The following is a 17,204-nucleotide window of genomic DNA, read 5'->3' as shown; positions in this document are numbered from 1 at the left end:
TTTTGCAGCCAGGCTTAAAGCCTTTTTATGCTAACCAAAAAAAATGGCAGGTTCCAATACGCTGTCAACCTAAACGACCGCCTCTTTCTTCACTGCTTCCATCAGCAGGTCTACTAAGTGAACTCCTCTCATTTTTGCAGCAAGTCCTTCCCGCTCTATGCCAAGCTTCATTTGAAGCAGGCAGCCCGGATTGGCTGTAACAATTGTAGATGCATGTGTGGCTTTTGCATGGACCATCTTTGAATCAAGCAATCTCATCGACATTTCGGATTCAATAATATTATAGATTCCAGCTGAGCCGCAGCAGCGATCGGCTTGCTGCATTTCCTTGAATTCCACACCTTTTATGGATTGAATAAGCAGCCTTGGAGCCGATGCGGTTTTCATCACATTCCTTAGGTGGCAGGAGTCTTGATAGGTAACCACCTGTGGCGGCAGCTCCAATTTAACCTTCTCATGGAAACCTGCAGCAACGAGTACCTCCGCGATGTCCTTAATTTTTTCTTTAAAAGCGGCCGCTCGTTCCTTCCAGAGCGGATCATCCTTCAGCAAGTGATCATAATCCATCAGGAATGCCCCACAGCCGCCGGCGTTCGTGATAATAAAGTCCACATTCAAATCTTCAAATGCCTGAATGTTTTTTTTCGCCAGCCCCCTTGCACTTTCCTTTTCCCCGCTATGTCCGTGAAGGGCTCCACAGCAGGACTGTCCTTTAGGTATGACCACTTCACATCCGGCAAGCTGCAGCAGCTTCATCGTGGCATTATTGGTTTCAAGAAAAACCGTATCCATTAAACAGCCGCTGAAGAAAGCAACCCTGGCTGTCTGTGTTCCGATGGATGGCAAATGTTCAGGACGGTTTTTCATTTCCTTCATTGTGGGGACGGGTGGAAGCACCTTCTCCATGGCAGCAAGATTTTCAGGCAATAGCTTCATGATGCCGGTTTTTCTTGCCGCCTTCTGCAAACCGGAACGCTGATAAAACCCAATCAAGCCAGTTAAGTTTTTTATTCGATTTTGATGGGGGAATAATCCCTCAAAAACAGCCTTCCTTACCGCTCTGACTGGCAATGAATGCCTTTTGTTCTGGTTCACGATATCCCTTGCCTCTTCCAAAAGCTGACCATAATTAACGCCGGATGGGCAGACTGGTTCACAAGCCCGGCAGCCCAGGCACAGGTCAAGTGATCTCTCAAAATCCTCATCCGGTTCGATCAGCCCGTCGACCACTGCCTTCATCAAGGCAATCCTGCCCCGCGGCGAGTGTGATTCCTGGAAACCCGATTCAATATATGTCGGGCAGGATGGAAGGCAAAAGCCGCACCTCATACAATTCAGGAGTTCTTCCTGATTCATACGCTCATTAAATTGTTTTTGTATCGTCTGCTGTTCTTGAAGCTTAGTCATTGTCCCACCTTCACCCGCTTTCTGCTATCGTCCATGAATACTTTCCCGGGGTTCATGATATGATTGGGATCCAATGCGTTCTTTACAGCCTGCATGGCAGCGATCCCTGCTTTTCCAAGCTTTAACTCAAGGTAAGGGGATTTCATGACGCCGACGCCATGCTCACCCGTAATCGTTCCGCCAAGTTCAATGGCTTTTTCGAAAATCTCGGCAAAAGCTCTTTCCACTCTTTCCATTTCCTCATGGTTCCGCGCGTCAGTCGGGCATGTCGGATGCAGATTCCCATCCCCTGCATGGCCGAATGTACAGATATCTAATTTGTATTTAGCGGCAATATCATTGATCGCTTTCACCATTTTTGCGATTTCTGATCTGGGTACGGTCGCGTCTTCAAGTATGGTCGTCGGCTTTAGGCGGGCAAGTGCCGAAAGGGCCGTCCTTCGAGCTGTCCGTAAAGCCTCGGCTTCTGTTTCAGACTGAGCGATTTGAACAGATACCGCCATTTCCTGCCTGCAAATCTCAGAAATTTTTATAATATCCCGTTCCACTACTTCTGGTGGGCCGTCCTGTTCAATTAATAGAACCGCCTTTACATCTGTCGGGAGACCAATTCTGGCGTAGTCTTCTACTACCTTTAAAGTCGGCTGATCAAGGAACTCCAGCGTGGCCGGTATGATTTTATTTGCAATGATCTTGGAAACGGATCTCGCAGCTGCTTCCATATCCTGATATAGAGCGAGCATCGTCTTTTTTGCGTCCGGAATCGGAATAAGCTTTAAGGTTGCCTCCGTTACAATTCCAAGTGTCCCTTCAGATCCGACATAAAGACGGGTAAAGTCATAACCTGCTACATCCTTGGCTAGCTTTCCGCCTGTACGGATAATCTCCCCGTTAGGCAGTACAATTTCCAGGGCCATGACGTAATCCCTTGTAACACCGTACTTCAAACCGCGAAGACCGCCGGAGTTTTCATTAATGTTGCCGCCGATTGTCGAGATTTTCATGGAACCCGGGTCAGGCGGGTAAAATAGACCTTTTGATTCTACTGCAGTAATTACATCATATGTAATGACCCCTGGCTGTACGGTCGCAGTTAAATTTTCTTCATCAATTTCAAGGATTTTATTCATATGCTTAAACAGCATCACAATCCCTCCTTCAAGAGGGCAGGTGCCGCCGCATAGGTTGGTGCCGGAGCCCCGCGGAACAATGGGGATCTGATGTTCATTACAAATCTTAACAATTTCCGCTACCTCTGCCGTATTTCTTGGGCTGACAACTGCATCTGGAAGCGCTTGATAATTCGGTGTGGAATCATATGAATAAACGAGCCGCCCTGTTTTTGAATCATCGAAATTCTCACTCGTCACAACGGCAATTATTTTTTCTTTCACTAGGATAGCCAGCAATTCTACTCCCCCATTTCTGTATTAAACGTATTGATTGCCAAGTATCAAATGCATCCCTATTTACAACCGCTAAACGGTTTTCTAAAACTCATTCTATATGCAGTGAATTAAGGAATCATCCAAGAAAGAACCGTATTCTGCAAGAATGTTATGATTCCTATTAAGGCTACGAGAAACAAACTGTGCTTTACTGTAAAACGGAATAAGTCTGATTCTTTTCCCGCTAGTCCTGCAGCTGCGCAGGCCACTGCAATCGATTGCGGTGATATCATCTTTCCAGCAACCCCTCCTGAAGAGTTTGCTGCAATCGCAAGTATGGGGTTCATACCTATCGACTCTGCTGTAATCTTCTGAAGGTTTCCAAATAAAAGGTTTGCTGACGTATCCGAGCCAGTAATGAAAACCCCGAGCCAGCCAAGAAATGGAGCAAAGAACGGAAACAATAACGATCCTGTCTTGGCAAGTGCCATCCCAAGCGTAGTGCTCATGCCTGAAGCGTTGATCACATAGGCAAAGCCTACCACTGAGCAAATGGTAAGTATCGGAAATTTCAACTCACTTAGTGTCTCGCCGAAAATGGAAGCCCAGTTTTTCCAAGAGATTCCCATGATGTACTTCGTAATAATGGCCGCAATTAAAATCGCAGTTCCTGCCGCCCCTAAAAATTCAAGCTTATAAACGGCAGCGATGGCATCACCAACAGTATTGATGACTTTGTTATTCAAAGCAGGTACTTCCGGGGCAAAGGTTAAGGCATGTCCCAAGGAATTAACCACTTTTAATATGGCACTGCTCCCTTCATAGTGCCCTGTTAAAGCAAGCTTCAAGACGGGAACCCCCCAAAGGGAGATCATTCCAGTCAGTACCAGGAACGGAGACCATGCCTTAAACACCTGTCCTTTGGTATACTGCTTCTTGCTGCTTACAGCTGCATCGAAGGCTACAGTAGCAGCCATTTCCTGCTCCCCCGGAAAGCGGAAGACAGTCTTCGGTTTCCAGAATTTCAAGAAAATCACCATTGCGAACAAGGAGACGAGAGCTGAAAGAATATCGGGCAGTTCAGGTCCAAGAAAGTTGGAAGTTATATACTGTGTCAATGCAAAGGAAACTCCAGAGACTAAAATAGCTGGAATGATTTCCATTGCTTTTTTAAAACCTGCCATGATCACTACTAAATAAAAAGGTATAAAAAAGGAGATAAATGGAAGCTGTCGGCCGATCATCTTAGATATTTCCATCGCCGGGACACCTGTTGGTCCCTCCACTGCGATTACAGGAATACCGATTGCCCCAAAAGCAACAGGAGCGGTGTTGGCAATTAGGCACAGCCCTGCTGCAAATAAGGGATTAAAGCCCAGCCCAACCAAAAGTGCTGCCGAAATCGCCACCGGGGCCCCAAAGCCTGCAGCCCCTTCAAGGAAGGCTCCAAACGAGAATGCTATCAACAATGCCTGGATCCGGCGGTCTTCTGTAATGGATAATACTGAATTCCGAATAATGTCAAACTGGCCGGTCTTCACGGTTAGCTTATACAAGAAAACAGAAGTGATGATGATCCATCCGATTGGCAATATACCGTAAACGGCTCCCTGAGTGGCTGACATTACAGCCATTCCTGCCGGCATCTTAAAAGCCAGAACGGCAGTCAGCAAGGCCACGATAAGTGTTGTAAGTCCTGCAATATGGCCTTTCATTCGTTTAATTGCCAGTGCCCAGAAAAAATATAAGATAGGAATCAGGGCAATAATCGAGGAGAGTGCGAGATTATCTCCTACGGCGGTGAAATTCTGCTGAAATGACATAAGGTTCCTCCTTTAATTTTGTACAAACATGCTCCTTCACTTAAAGTAATCGCTTTCAAATGTATGGTCATCTGATGACTAGGTGATTACCCATCTGCTTAAAAAGAGTATAAATAGCATTTTCAAAATTTTCAACTATTTTTATATTTTTCATTTACCCCTTATCTATGGGGCTTTTTTCCAACATTAGTAAGAATCTGTTCTCCTCATCTCCCAAAACAGTGTATAATATCAGTAGAAAATTACCCATCATTGTTCGTTTGGAGGCTATCTGTTGGAATATAAGAAAATCAAGCCCAAAAAAATATATGAGCAGGTTGCTGAAGCCATTCATGATATGATTCGGTCAGGCAATTTAAAACCGGGCGAAAAACTAGATTCAGTCGAGCAGCTCGCCTCCCACTTTCAGGTTGGGCGCTCGGCCATAAGAGAAGCCCTGACATCCCTAAAGGCCATGGGACTCATTGAAATCAGGCAAGGTGAAGGAACATATATCAAGCAATTCGAAACGGATCACATTGCTTATCCTGTATCAGCTGCCATTTTAATGAATAAGGAAGACATCGCCCACCTGCTCGAGGTAAGAAAAATCCTTGAAGTCGGAACAGCATATTCTGCGGCCCAAAAAAGATCTGACTCCAACCTTCTTGATATGGAACATGCATTGAAGGAAATGAAGCAATCAAGCGGGAACGAAAAGCTCAGTGAGCAAGCAGATGTCAAGTTTCATCTAGCTATTGCAGAAGGCTCTAAAAACCCGCTTTTAAGCAGCCTCATGAACCATGTATCCGGAATGATGGCGGAAACCATAAAGGAAACCAGAGACCTCTGGCTTTTTTCAAAACAGGCCACTGCAGACCGGCTTTATGAAGAACATGCAGCGATCTATAATGCCATAAAAGAACAAAATCCGGAGAAGGCACGCTCCATCATGCACCAGCATATCGAAAATGTAGAGAATGTCCTTCATAAAAATATTTTTCAATCTTAATCGGGAATATGAAAGCAGCTACAGGCACCACCTTTTTAACAAATGTTAAAAGGTGGTTTTTTAAAATAGGAATGCAAACCCTTTCAAATTTTATTAAATATGTAGTAAAATAATTTTGAATTTTTATTTTTTAAACAAGTCATCTGATGACCTGTTCTCTATAATAGTTTGCACGCCCAGAAAGAATCCGTTACCCAAGGAGAGGTTTAACAATGAAAGTAACCCTTTTTGCAACCTGTCTTGTTGACATGTTTCAAAGCAATGTAGGAAAAGCAACAGTGGAGCTGCTGGAACGTCTTGGATGTGAGATTATTTTTCCCGAAAGCCAGGTCTGCTGCGGGCAGCCTGCATACAACAGCGGATACGTACGAGAATCCAAAGAAGCCATGAAAAGGATGATCCGTACATTCCAAAATGCCGAATATGTTGTTTCACCATCAGGATCCTGTGTTGCTATGTTTAAGGAGTATCCACATATCTTTAAAGAGGATCATGAATGGGGGCTGCTGGCACAGCAGCTCGCCGAAAAGACATACGAATTAACGCAGTTTATTGTCGATGTGTTACATATCGAAGATGTCGGGGCACAGCTAAACGGTAAAGCCACCTATCATACCTCATGCCATATGACAAGATTGCTGGGTGTAAAATCAGCCCCTATGATTCTATTGAATAATGTGAAGGGACTGGAATATACAGAACTGCCGGGTAAAGAGCAATGCTGCGGTTTTGGGGGCACCTTCTCGGTCAAGATGGCTCAGATTTCTGAGCAGATGGTCGATGAAAAAGTTACACATGTTGAGGAGACTGGGGCCGATTATTTGATTGGCGCTGACGCCGGCTGCATGATGAATATCGGCGGACGGATTGACCGGACGGGAAAACCTATTAAAGTCATGCATATTGCCGAAGTGTTAAACAGCCGATAAATACGCAGCATTTGTCAACATATACAGTGAAGGAGCAGGATTCTTATGACAATGAAAATTGGTACAGGCGATTTCAAGGAACGTGTAGACCAAGGCATCCATGATTCATTTATGCGGGGTGCCGTAGCTGGTGCCCAGGAAAGGATGGGCACCCGGCGCAATGATGCTGCAGAAGAACTCGGAAACTGGGAGGACTGGAGATCCCATGGGGAAGAAATCCGCCAGCATGTTCTTGAACATTTAGATTATTATTTACAGCAGCTTAGCGAGAATATCGCCAGCCGAGGAGGCCATGTCTTCTTTGCACAAACCGGAGAGGAAGCAAATCAATATATCCAGGACGTCGTCAAAAGAAAAAATGCAAAAAAAGTAGTCAAAGCTAAGTCAATGGTTACCGAGGAAATTGCTTTGAACGACTGCTTAAAACAGGCTGGGTGCGAGGTAATTGAAACAGACCTCGGAGAATATATTCTCCAGGTTGATGATCATGATCCCCCTTCCCATATCGTTGTACCTGCGCTTCATAAAAACAAAGAACAGATCCGGGACGTGTTTGCGGAAAGACTTGGATATCAAAAAACATCAAAGCCGGAGGAACTTGCAGGACATGCACGCCTAAAGCTCCGCGAGGAATTTCTTTCGGCCGATATAGGCATTACGGGGTGCAACTTTGCCGTGGCGGAAACCGGCTCATTCAGCCTGGTTACAAATGAGGGAAACGCAGATCTGGTTACGGCATTGCCAAAAACGCAGATTACCGTAATGGGAATGGAGCGTCTCGTACCTACCTTCGAGGAATTGGAAGTTCTCGTAAGCCTGCTTACCAGAAGTGCGGTTGGTCAAAAGCTCACCAGTTATATTACAGTACTGACTGGCCCAAGGGAGGAATTCGATGTGGATGGACCTGAAGAATTTCACCTTGTCATCGTGGATAATGGGCGCTCACAAATCCTTGGCGGTGAATTCCAGTCCATCCTTCAATGCATTCGTTGTGCCGCGTGCATCAATACCTGTCCCGTTTACCGCCATGTCGGCGGACATTCATATGGCTCGATCTACTCCGGCCCGATCGGAGCGGTATTATCGCCACTGCTTGGCGGCTATGAGGATTATAAAGAACTCCCTTATGCATCTACATTATGCGGAGCGTGCACGGACGTATGTCCTGTCAAAATCCCGCTCCATCAACTCCTGCACAAGCACCGGCAGAACATAGTTGAAAATACAGGACAAGCACCAATCTCGGAAAAGCTGGCAATGAAAGCATTCGGATTAGGTGCAGCGTCTCCTTCCCTGTACAAGCTTGGATCGAAAATCGCTCCTGCAGCGATGAATCCATTTACTCAAGGAGATAAAATTAAAAAAGGGCCGGGCCCATTAAAAGCCTGGACCGAGATCAGGGATTTCCCTGCACCAAATAAAGAAAGGTTTAGAGATTGGTATAAAAACAGAGACAAAGGAGGCAACCAGTGATGAAAGGAACCATTCAGAACCGAGAAAAGTTTTTAAACCAAATTTCAGCCCGTCTAGGCCATAACGACATTTCCAATTCTATACCTCAGCGATCTTGGAAATACCATCCCCAGGATGAGGTGCTGACTGACACTTCTCCCGACCAATTGGTCGAAGTACTGAAAACCCAATGCCTAAAAATCCATACCAGCTTGTTAAGCGCTAATTTGGACAATTTAGCAGCCACCCTCGATAAAATAGTGACGGACTATGGCGGAGGGCCCGTGGTGACCTGGAAGGATCAGAGGTTTTCAGAATGGGGCCTTGATCGATTAATGAAGGATGCATGGCCAAAAGAAAATATCGAAGTCCATGAATGGGACTACACACAAGGCGCAGAAAACATCCGCTATGCCGAAAAAGCTAATATCGGCATCACCATCAGCGAGATTACCCTGGCAGAATCAGGCACCGTAGTTTTATTAAGCGACAAGGATAAAGGCAGGACAGTAAGTTTTTTGCCTGCGTGCTTCATTGCCTTGATTCCGAAGAGCAGCATTGTCCCTCGCATAACCCAGGCAGCCAGAATTATACGACAAAAGCATCTGGATGGGCACAGAGTGGCCTCCTGCATCAACTTCATCACTGGCCCAAGCAATTCGGCGGATATAGAATTAGACCTGGTGGTAGGAGTGCACGGACCTGTCAAAGCGACTTATATCATTATTGATGATATATAAGCAGGTTGTATCCAGTGATGAATAAGTGGATTTGGCTGTGTGGTAACAACCATAAAAAAAGCCTATGGGACCTTTTTATGGTCCCATAGCCTTCTAAACGGCTAGGTCAATATTCATTCTTCAAAGAATTTGGGGTTGATTCTCCCACTCTCTTTCATTTCAAAAACTTGATTTAAAACCATACCCGCTATAATCCCTATCTAATTCTGCTTTCACCATAATGAACCATGACCTCCTGGGATAGCTGGATGTCCGAATTTTCGTTCCAACCATCATATTGTTTTGAAAAGCCGGTACAAAAAAAGAAACTGTTCACCCTTCAAAACAGCTTCTTAGTTGAATCGGATTATCTAAAGAATTTTAAAATAGATCCTATTTGTCTCATCATATTAATTCCATTTCTCACTTTTCCCACATGTCCCATTATTGATTTTACATGACCAGATAAACCTAAAGATGGTGCTTGCTGAGAACGATTTCGTGAGAAGCCGGAAGCAGACTGTCTTCTGGATGGAGGATATGGTCTCCTGTCACGTCTTGGTGGATTAAACGGCATATGGCTCTTGCCTCCTTCTCATACTTGTTATTACTACCCCCATCATTTAAGGTATGTCCGCTGGTTTAAAAATGGTTGGACATAGTACACGGAAGTTAGATACTTTTAAAAGGAGTGAAGGTGTAAATGACAATAAAGCTCCTTTCATTTAAGAGTGGACTAATAAAAATAAAAAAGTACACCACTAATTTATAAGTGATGTACTAATTTTTAAACTATGTGTGACATTAAAGACAAGTTATTCTTAACAAAAGAAAAACATACATTCACTTATCTTTATTTTTACATAGTAAGTGCCCCGCCATTCAGCCTGTATTTCTGAGTCCTGCAGCAATCCCGCTGATGGTTAACAGGACCTGAGTCATCAGTTCATCATCCACTTCTTCCTTACTGCGCAATTCCTTGATCAGCTCGACTTGGATGAAATTCAGCGGATCGACGTATGGGTTCCGTCTCTTCACTGAATCCTTGATATTGGGTGCATGATCAAGGAGCTCGGAATCGCCTGAAATCGCCAGAAGGATTTTCTTCGTCCTTTTATATTCGTCTTTAATGTTTTTGAAAATCCTTGTCCCGATGGTGCTGTCTTCGACAAGTGCAGCATATTCCTTCGCCGTTGTGATATCCGCCTTGGTCAGGGCCATCTGCAGATTATCAATCGTTGAACGGAAGAACGGCCATTTTTCATACATTTCCTGCAATAAAGCGAGGTTTTCGCCTTTGGCAGTAACGAAGCTCTCGAGACCAGTCCCCGCCGCATACCAGCCAGGCAGAAGCTGTCTGCTTTGGGTCCAGGCAAATACCCACGGAATCGCACGAAGATTTTCAAACTTCGCCGAGTTCTTCCTTGCCGACGGCCGTGAACCGATGTTCAGTTTACTGACCTCATTTAATGGAGTTGCCTGGTTAAAATAAGTCAAGAAATCCTGATCCTCAAATACCAGTGACTGATATTTCGCATAAGAAGCTGCAGAAATTTCTTCAATGGCCTTTTCAAAACGGGGATCCCGCAATTCCTGGTCAGCTGTGACATGCCGGGCAACCTCAAGCATGGTTGAAGTCGCCTGCTCCAAGCTTCTGTAAGCAATGTCTTTAAGCAGATAACGGGAAGACAGAACCTCTCCCTGCTCGGTAATCTTAATTCCATCACCAAATGTTTCAGCCGGCTGTGATAAAAGACTTCTATTTAACGGGCCGCCCCCGCGGCCGAGCGAACCTCCGCGGCCATGGAAAAACTTCAGTCTGATGGAATGCTTTTTCGCCATCCGGTGTATCTCAACCTGAGCATTGTACAGCTTCCAGTTGGCAGTCAGCGTGCCTCCGTCCTTGCTTCCATCCGAGTACCCGAGCATGATTTCCTGGCGATTGCCAAGCTTGTTCAAATGCTCACGGTACAACGGCATATTGAATAAGTTTTCCATGATTCTAGGACCTGATATCAAATCGTCGATCGTTTCCAGAAGAGGTGCCACATTAAGATCCGATTCCACTGTTCCATCAGAATGCAGCCTGTAAATGCCCGCTTCTTTTGCCAAAAGGAGTACTTCAAGCAGGTCACTCTCGGATTCAGCCATGCTCACAAGGTAAACCGAAATGGAATCCTTCCCAAACTCCCGGTGGGCTTCCCTGATCAGTTGGAAGACACGGATCATTTCCTGCGTTTCCTGTGAATAATCCTCATGCAAAAGCAAAACCGGCCGCGGGTCACGGAGAAGCTTCTGAAGGATCTCCTGTTTTTGTTCCTCTTCAAGTGAACGGTAATCCTCGGCAATCATCACCTTTTGCAGGATCTCCGCGATGGCTGCCTCATGTTCTCCGCTATGATTTCGTATATCGAGTGTAGCAAGGTGGAAGCCAAACAGTTTCACCTGCCGGATCAGCTTTTCAAGCATTTTTAACTCATGCTTATGGGAATGATGCTGATAAACACTCCGCTTGATCATTTCAAGATCACGAAGGAACTCAGCCGGCTCTTTGTAGCCCGTGCTCACGGAATTCTCTTCGGCTTGCCGGATCCGTTCGATCATAACCGCAAATTTACGCCTGTATGGTTCTTCCGCCACTGTCCAGCGCTTTTCTTCCGGAAGGTACTCTTCTTCGTCACGCTGAACGGTTTCCAGAAGTTCAGTGCTTACCGCGACCCGATTTGTCGAGTGGCTGAAACGCTTCATCAGTTCAACAAGAACGCTTTTATACTTTTTCAACACGAGTCCGCGCTGAAGAAGCAATGTTTCCCAAGTAATATCAGCTGTCACAAACGGATTTCCGTCCCGGTCCCCTCCAATCCATGACCCGAACTTTAAAAAGGTCGGAACCTTCCACGTTTCATCCGGATAAGCATCTTCCAGTGATTCCTCAACCTCACGATGGATATCGGGAAGAACATCAAATAGAGTTTGTTCAAAATAATACAAACCGTTCCGGACCTCATCAATTACGGTCGGCTTTCTGTCCCGCAGTTCATCCGTCTGCCAGAGGGCTGCCACTTCATTATACAAACTTTCCTCGATCCGCTTTTTCTCCTTTTTTGACAGGAGCGGGTGATCCAATTGATTTAACAAGCCGGCAATCCGTTTCTGAAGCTCAAGAATCGACCGCTTGGTTGCCTCAGTAGGATGAGCGGTGATGACCAATTCCAGCGAAAGCTTCGAGAGTACATCCTGTATAATATCTGGACGGACTCCATTTTCCCTGAGTGTATGTACCGTACTTTCAATCGACCCAGGCTGCCTATTGGCATCCTCTGTCATTTGATACTCGCGCCGCCTCCTAATGCGGTGGTTCTGCTCTGCGGCATTGATTAGATGGAAATAGACCGCAAAGGCACGGATGACCTGTTTCCTTAGCTTAGGATCCAGGCTGCTTATGACTTTTTTCAGTACGTCATAGATGTTTCTATCAAAAGAATCTCGTAAATCCTTACACATTAATCGTATGTTCTCAACCTTTTCATAGAGTTCGCTTCCTCCGTTATAAACGAGGATTTCGCCAAGGATGTTCCCAAGCATTTTTACATCCCGCCTTAGCGGAAGGGTGCTATCATTCGACTGTATGTCCAAAACCATCATTCCACCTTCCCAACACTATGTATCACTTAAATTACTATATACTATATCATGAACTGCTCAAGATAGATAAGTACAAAGCAGTCCCTTTCAAAAAATTTAAAAAAGTCAAAATGCAAGAATAACTCCGGGTCCTTTTGAATAGCTTTGGTTTATGTAAGCTATGAACGCGTCTCCAGACTTTTACATCGGGTATCCATCCCTAATCGTTTAAGGAAATAGGGAATTTGTATATGTAATAGTTTGGACATATTATGATATAATTTGTAATAATTAACAATTTGAGTTAAGCATGTTGGTATATACAAACTAGCTATGAATTCCATTTTAAAGAATGTCTGCCAGCCTCATTCACAAATAAAGGGAGTGTGGTTTCTTTGAAAAAGCACCTTACCCTGCTGCCTATTTTTCTGGTTTGTTTTTTAATGAGTAGTTGTCAAAATCAAGTGAAGACAACCGAAACAGTCAATGAAAACCCTCATACTCACATTAAGAAATCCCATACTGATGTTTTAAAACAGGAAAGAGAACAGAAAGAAAGAGATGAGAAAAAAAAGCTTTTGGAACAAGCTGCATTTTCAGCTCAGCAGTACGATTACCAAAGGGCTATGACTCTTTTGAATCAATCCAATTATTCAAGAGATCCAGAGATTAAGAGTACTGTTCAAACTTATCAAAACGAACAGAAAAATCTGGTTAAATGGCCGGATAACGGTAAAATATCTCATTTGTTCTTCCATTCCCTGGTGGTGGACGAATCGAGGGCATTTGATGGGGATTATATGGATCGGGGCTATAAGGACTATATGGTTACCATTGAGGAATTTAAAAAGATATTACAACAGGTATATGATCGAGGATATGTCTTAGTGAACATCCAGGATATAGCAAAGCCCGATCCAAAGGGAAATATGGTCTATCAGAGCATTTATCTCCCACAGGGAAAAAAGCCATTGGTCTTATCCCAGGATGATGTCAGCTATTATGAGTATATGAAAAATGACGGATTTGCCCAAAATTTAACACTGGATGCTAATACGAATGTCACCAATACATACCAGGATAAAACGGGGAAAGTCGTTCAGGGGCCCTATGATATGGTTCCACTAGTGGATGCCTTTGTAAATCTCCATCCGGATTTTTCTTACCGCGGAGCTAAAGGGATTATCGCACTTACCGGCTACAACGGAGTATTGGGATACCGGACCTCAGAGAGTTCCTACGGCCAAAACAGTGATCATCCTAATCCGCATCTAGCAGAAGACCGCCAGAAAGCAAAAAATGTGGCGGATGAGATGAAACACAATGGCTGGAAGTTTGCCTCTCACACTTGGGGACATCTCAATGCAAGCCAGGTTTCCTTGAATACTTTGCAAAGAGATACCGCCAAATGGAGAAAAGAAGTCGAGCCGATTGTCGGTCCCGTAGACACGATTATTTTCGCTTTTGGCAGTGATATCGGTGACTGGAAGCCATATTCTAATGATAAATTTTCCTATTTAAGGAGTCAGGGCTTTACGTACTTTTGCAATGTAGATGCATCAACGGTATCCTGGACTCAATTAGGAAAGAATTACTTCCGGCAAGCACGTATTAATGTGGATGGGCTGCGTATGGCCGAAGAATTAGCAGGTAAAACCAAAGTGTTAGAACCATTTTTTGATGTCAAACTGGTTTATGCTCCTTCCCGCTTGAAATAGCACAACTAAATTAGCTTCATTTCTTATTTTACTTGGATAAAAGATTGTAAAGCTAACCACTAATTAACAAAAGGCAGGCTGAAAAATATTCAGGCTGCCTTTTGTTTTTATGGTCAATTCAATTATATCATTTAAGATTTTTGTTTTTCAGTCTTTTTCTTGTCTATTTTACTGATAGGATTAATGGTACAGAAGAAATGGAGGCGGATGAAAGTGGATTTTAGAATAAAACAAAGAGATGGGTTTGATGGTAAAATGGGTGAACTTGTTTCAATGCTTGAATATTCAAGAGGAATATTGTTGGAGGATATTAAAGATTTGAGTCAGCCTGATTTAGACTTCATTGCATATAAAGGTGCTAATTCTATTGGTTCACTATTAATGCATATCGCCTCGATTGATTTTGTTCATCAAGTGATAACATTTGAAGGAAGAGATTTGAATGACGATGAATATACCCAATGGGAGTCAGCATTGTTTCTAGGAGAAAAGGCAAGAGATGGAATTAAAAACCAACCTCTCAATTACTACACAAAGGTGTTGTTTGAAACGAGAGAAAAAACATTATCATTATTAAGTTCAAAAAATGAAGAATGGTTGTTTGAAGAAAATGTCTGGGACAATGGTGTTCTTCATAATAACTATTGGCTCTGGTATCACGTAATGGAGGATGAAATAAACCACCGCGGACAAATCAGGTTAATTAAGCGATTGCTAGTAAGTAAAAAAAGCCCTGTTAACCTATAGGACCTTTAGGGGAAGTGGGCGGTGCAATGACTGAGCTTGGAGTTATTTTTCCAAGCTCAACTCTTTTGCTTCCATTTCAGATGACCTAATGTAGATCTAGCACGGACTGGCTGTGATATCCATACCGTTATACTTCAATTAATATTGGAAGGATCATCGGCCTTCTCTTCGTTTCGGAATAAACGAATTGCCCTACTCTCTCTTTTATATCCTTTTTTAGAATGTTCCAGGAACTGCCGTTCTTCTTGAGTGTATCACTTACAGATTTAATGGTCAGCTTGTTGATCTGCTTTAAGAGTTCTTCCGATTCACGCATGTATACGAATCCACGTGATATGGTATCCGGGCCTGATATAATCTTATTATCGATTTTACTAAGGGTAATAACAATGATAAGCATGCCATCCTCAGAAAGCTGTTTCCGGTCGCGCAAAATACTGTTTCCAACATCACCTATTCCCAATCCGTCCACATATACATTTCCGGCGGGAACCTGTCTGGTCTGACGGGCGGTATGATTGTTTATATCTACTACGTCCCCATTTTTTATAATAAAAATGTCTTCTTTGTTGATTCCGACAGACTCCGCTAATAATTGATGATGGTGCAGCATTCTATATTCTCCATGGATCGGAATAAAATATTTAGGCTTCATTAAGGTAAGCATCAGCTTCAGTTCTTCCTGATAGGCATGTCCGGATACGTGCATACCGGTAGAACTTCCGGAGCCATAAATAACATTTGCTCCCAATAAAAATAAATTATCGATGATCCGTGAAACATTGCGTTCATTCCCAGGTATAGGTGAAGCGGCAAGAATCACAGTATCTTCAGGCAGAACTTCCACCTGTCGGTTATTGCCGCTGGCTAAGCGGGAAAGAGCAGCCATGGGCTCACCCTGGCTTCCTGTACAAAGAATGGCCACTTCTTCGGGGTTCATTTGGTTTATGACATTTGGTTCAATTAACATGCCTTCCGGTACATTCAAGTACCCTTGTTCCATGGCAATGGAAACTACATTGACCATACTCCGCCCAAGCAATGCAAGCTTTCTATTCGTCTTTATAGCCGCGTCCACAACTTGCTGTAAACGATTGACGTTAGAGGCGAAAGTCGAGATAAACACTTTTCTGCGTGCCTTCATAAAGGCATCTTCGATATGCTCCCCGACAATTCGTTCGGTTGGCGTAAAACCGGGGCGTTCCGCATTCGTACTTTCAGAGATGAGGACTAAGACCCCTTCGCTCCCTATTTTAGCCATTTTATGAATATCAGGGTATTGATTATTGACCGGCGTAAGATCAAATTTAAAGTCACCTGTATGTACCACCGTTCCTTCAGGTGTATAAAACGTAACGCCTAGACAATCTGGAATACTGTGGTTCGTTTTGAAAAAAGCTGTACGGATCTGCCCGAATTCAAGAGTCGATTCGGAATCGATAAGGAAGAGCTCATTGTCCAGCAGTTTGTGTTCTCTTAACTTGCCTTCAATAAGGCCCATCGTCAATCGGCTTGCATAAATAGGCATCTTCAGTTGTTTTAATAAGTAAGGGATACCCCCTATATGGTCTTCATGGCCATGTGTAACGATTAAAGCACGAATCTTTTCCTTATTTTCTTGTAAATAGGTAATGTCAGGAATGATTAAATCGACCCCTAATAAGGTCTCGTCCGGAAACTTGCCTCCGCAATCAATCACCACAATATCATCTAAGTACTGCAAGACATACATATTTTTTCCTATTTCATTCACTCCGCCCAGAGCAAAAATGGACAGTGCATTTTGCGATATACTCAACGTTCAATCTCCCTTCTGGAAAACATGCCGAAATAACCTTGAGCATAGCTTGCCCAATTAAAGGAGAATTATGAATAAGGATCGGATGATATCTTATGAAAATGAATGCTGGGGAGTAAATCGTTATCAGGACTGTTTTTGTCTAATAGGGTTCCTATACCGAAGAATAATTAAGCTTTTTAAACATTAAAAAAAGCTGCAGCAAAATGCCGGCAGCTTGTTAAACAGTGGGACTATTGATTGCGGGGACAGGATTTGAACCTGCGACCTTCGGGTTATGAGCCCGACGAGCTACCGGACTGCTCCACCCCGCGACGGTAAGAAAAAAATAAAGTTTCGCATATGCTTTAAGTCCCTGCCAGGACTGTCCCGATTTCAGTAAGTCTTTCAAGAAGCAGCTCAATCGGTACAACTCGCTGCTTTTTCATCGAAGGAATGCTCGTTGCTCCACCCCGCGATGATAAGAAAATATAAAGTTTACATATGTTTCTCAATAGTAACACATATGAGAAATGGTGGAGGATGACGGGATCGAACCGCCGACCCTCTGCTTGTAAGGCAGATGCTCTCCCAGCTGAGCTAATCCTCCGTATAAAGGCCTGGCAGCG

The 17,204-nt window shown here is 43.8% G+C and carries 11 protein-coding genes and 2 tRNA genes; 6 read left to right on the top strand and 7 right to left on the bottom strand.

Annotated features, from left to right (window positions below; genetic code table 11):
- Positions 1 to 69 precede the first annotated feature (69 nt).
- The 3 genes from H539_RS0122000 to H539_RS0121990 form a co-directional block, all read right to left on the bottom strand.
- The gene (locus H539_RS0122000; RefSeq protein ID WP_026695319.1) at positions 70 to 1,407 is read right to left on the bottom strand and encodes a (Fe-S)-binding protein; all 1,338 of its coding nucleotides are present in this window, start codon (positions 1,405 to 1,407) and stop codon (positions 70 to 72) included.
- Positions 1,404 to 2,816: a glycolate oxidase subunit GlcD gene (glcD, locus tag H539_RS0121995; RefSeq protein ID WP_026695318.1), complete on the bottom strand. Its 1,413-nt coding sequence runs from the start codon at positions 2,814 to 2,816 to the stop codon at positions 1,404 to 1,406. Before glcD ends, H539_RS0122000 begins: the two co-directional genes overlap by 4 nt.
- A gap of 107 nt (positions 2,817 to 2,923) precedes the next feature.
- Positions 2,924 to 4,618: an L-lactate permease gene (locus H539_RS0121990; RefSeq protein WP_026695317.1), complete on the bottom strand. Its 1,695-nt coding sequence runs from the start codon at positions 4,616 to 4,618 to the stop codon at positions 2,924 to 2,926.
- A 274-nt stretch (positions 4,619 to 4,892) separates the two neighbouring features.
- Here H539_RS0121990 and H539_RS0121985 point away from each other — a divergent pair, with 274 nt between their 5' ends.
- The 4 genes from H539_RS0121985 to H539_RS0121970 all read left to right on the top strand — a co-directional run bounded on the left by H539_RS0121985 (position 4,893) and on the right by H539_RS0121970 (position 8,730).
- A complete protein-coding gene (locus H539_RS0121985; RefSeq protein ID WP_026695316.1) occupies positions 4,893 to 5,609 on the top strand; it encodes a FadR/GntR family transcriptional regulator in 717 nt (238 codons plus the stop codon).
- Positions 5,610 to 5,821: 212 nt separating this feature from the next.
- A complete protein-coding gene (locus H539_RS0121980; RefSeq protein ID WP_026695315.1) occupies positions 5,822 to 6,538 on the top strand; it encodes a (Fe-S)-binding protein in 717 nt (238 codons plus the stop codon).
- A gap of 45 nt (positions 6,539 to 6,583) precedes the next feature.
- Complete coding sequence (locus H539_RS0121975; protein ID WP_026695314.1) at positions 6,584 to 8,011, top strand: LutB/LldF family L-lactate oxidation iron-sulfur protein; 1,428 nt, start codon at positions 6,584 to 6,586, stop codon at positions 8,009 to 8,011.
- A complete protein-coding gene (locus H539_RS0121970; RefSeq protein WP_026695313.1) occupies positions 8,011 to 8,730 on the top strand; it encodes a LutC/YkgG family protein in 720 nt (239 codons plus the stop codon). The genes H539_RS0121975 and H539_RS0121970 overlap by 1 nt, the downstream gene beginning before the upstream one ends.
- Positions 8,731 to 9,591: 861 nt before the next feature.
- Here H539_RS0121970 and ppc read toward each other — a convergent pair.
- A complete protein-coding gene (gene ppc, locus H539_RS0121965) occupies positions 9,592 to 12,351 on the bottom strand; it encodes a phosphoenolpyruvate carboxylase (RefSeq protein WP_425414760.1) in 2,760 nt (919 codons plus the stop codon).
- Positions 12,352 to 12,728: 377 nt separating this feature from the next.
- Here ppc and H539_RS0121960 point away from each other — a divergent pair, with 377 nt between their 5' ends.
- Positions 12,729 to 14,051: a polysaccharide deacetylase family protein gene (locus H539_RS0121960; protein ID WP_051348735.1), complete on the top strand. Its 1,323-nt coding sequence runs from the start codon at positions 12,729 to 12,731 to the stop codon at positions 14,049 to 14,051.
- 207 nt (positions 14,052 to 14,258) lie between these two features.
- Positions 14,259 to 14,798 (top strand): DinB family protein, encoded by a 540-nt coding sequence (locus tag H539_RS0121955; RefSeq protein WP_026695310.1) that lies wholly within the window; start codon positions 14,259 to 14,261, stop codon positions 14,796 to 14,798.
- Between the two features lie 127 nt (positions 14,799 to 14,925).
- On the opposite strand, the gene H539_RS0121950 is transcribed toward H539_RS0121955, so the two are convergent.
- The 3 genes from H539_RS0121950 to H539_RS0121935 form a co-directional block, all read right to left on the bottom strand.
- Entirely contained in the window at positions 14,926 to 16,596 is a 1,671-nt protein-coding gene (locus tag H539_RS0121950; RefSeq protein WP_026695309.1) for a ribonuclease J, read from the bottom strand.
- Between the two features lie 240 nt (positions 16,597 to 16,836).
- Positions 16,837 to 16,910: transfer RNA gene (locus H539_RS0121945), tRNA-Met, on the bottom strand.
- A gap of 199 nt (positions 16,911 to 17,109) precedes the next feature.
- Positions 17,110 to 17,185 (bottom strand) — tRNA-Val (locus H539_RS0121935).
- Positions 17,186 to 17,204: the final 19 nt, after the last annotated feature.

Source organism: Peribacillus kribbensis DSM 17871, assembly GCF_000430765.1.
Classification (GTDB): Bacteria; Bacillota; Bacilli; order Bacillales; family DSM-1321; genus Paraperibacillus; species Paraperibacillus kribbensis.
The sequence above is the reverse complement of the archived record's forward strand: the minus strand, read 5'-3'. Positions and strand labels throughout refer to the sequence as shown.

Excerpts from the sequence above, each read along its gene's own strand:
- H539_RS0121955 (WP_026695310.1), top strand. The coding sequence starts at position 14,259 with ATGAAAGTGGATTTTAGAATAAAACAAAGAGATGGGTTTGATGGTAAA.
- H539_RS0122000 (WP_026695319.1), bottom strand. The coding sequence starts at position 1,407 with ATGACTAAGCTTCAAGAACAGCAGACGATACAAAAACAATTTAATGAG.
- H539_RS0121975 (WP_026695314.1), top strand. The coding sequence starts at position 6,584 with ATGACAATGAAAATTGGTACAGGCGATTTCAAGGAACGTGTAGACCAA.
- H539_RS0121980 (WP_026695315.1), top strand. The coding sequence starts at position 5,822 with ATGAAAGTAACCCTTTTTGCAACCTGTCTTGTTGACATGTTTCAAAGC.
- H539_RS0121970 (WP_026695313.1), top strand. The coding sequence starts at position 8,011 with ATGAAAGGAACCATTCAGAACCGAGAAAAGTTTTTAAACCAAATTTCA.
- ppc (WP_425414760.1), bottom strand. The coding sequence starts at position 12,351 with ATGGTTTTGGACATACAGTCGAATGATAGCACCCTTCCGCTAAGGCGG.
- H539_RS0121990 (WP_026695317.1), bottom strand. The coding sequence starts at position 4,618 with ATGTCATTTCAGCAGAATTTCACCGCCGTAGGAGATAATCTCGCACTC.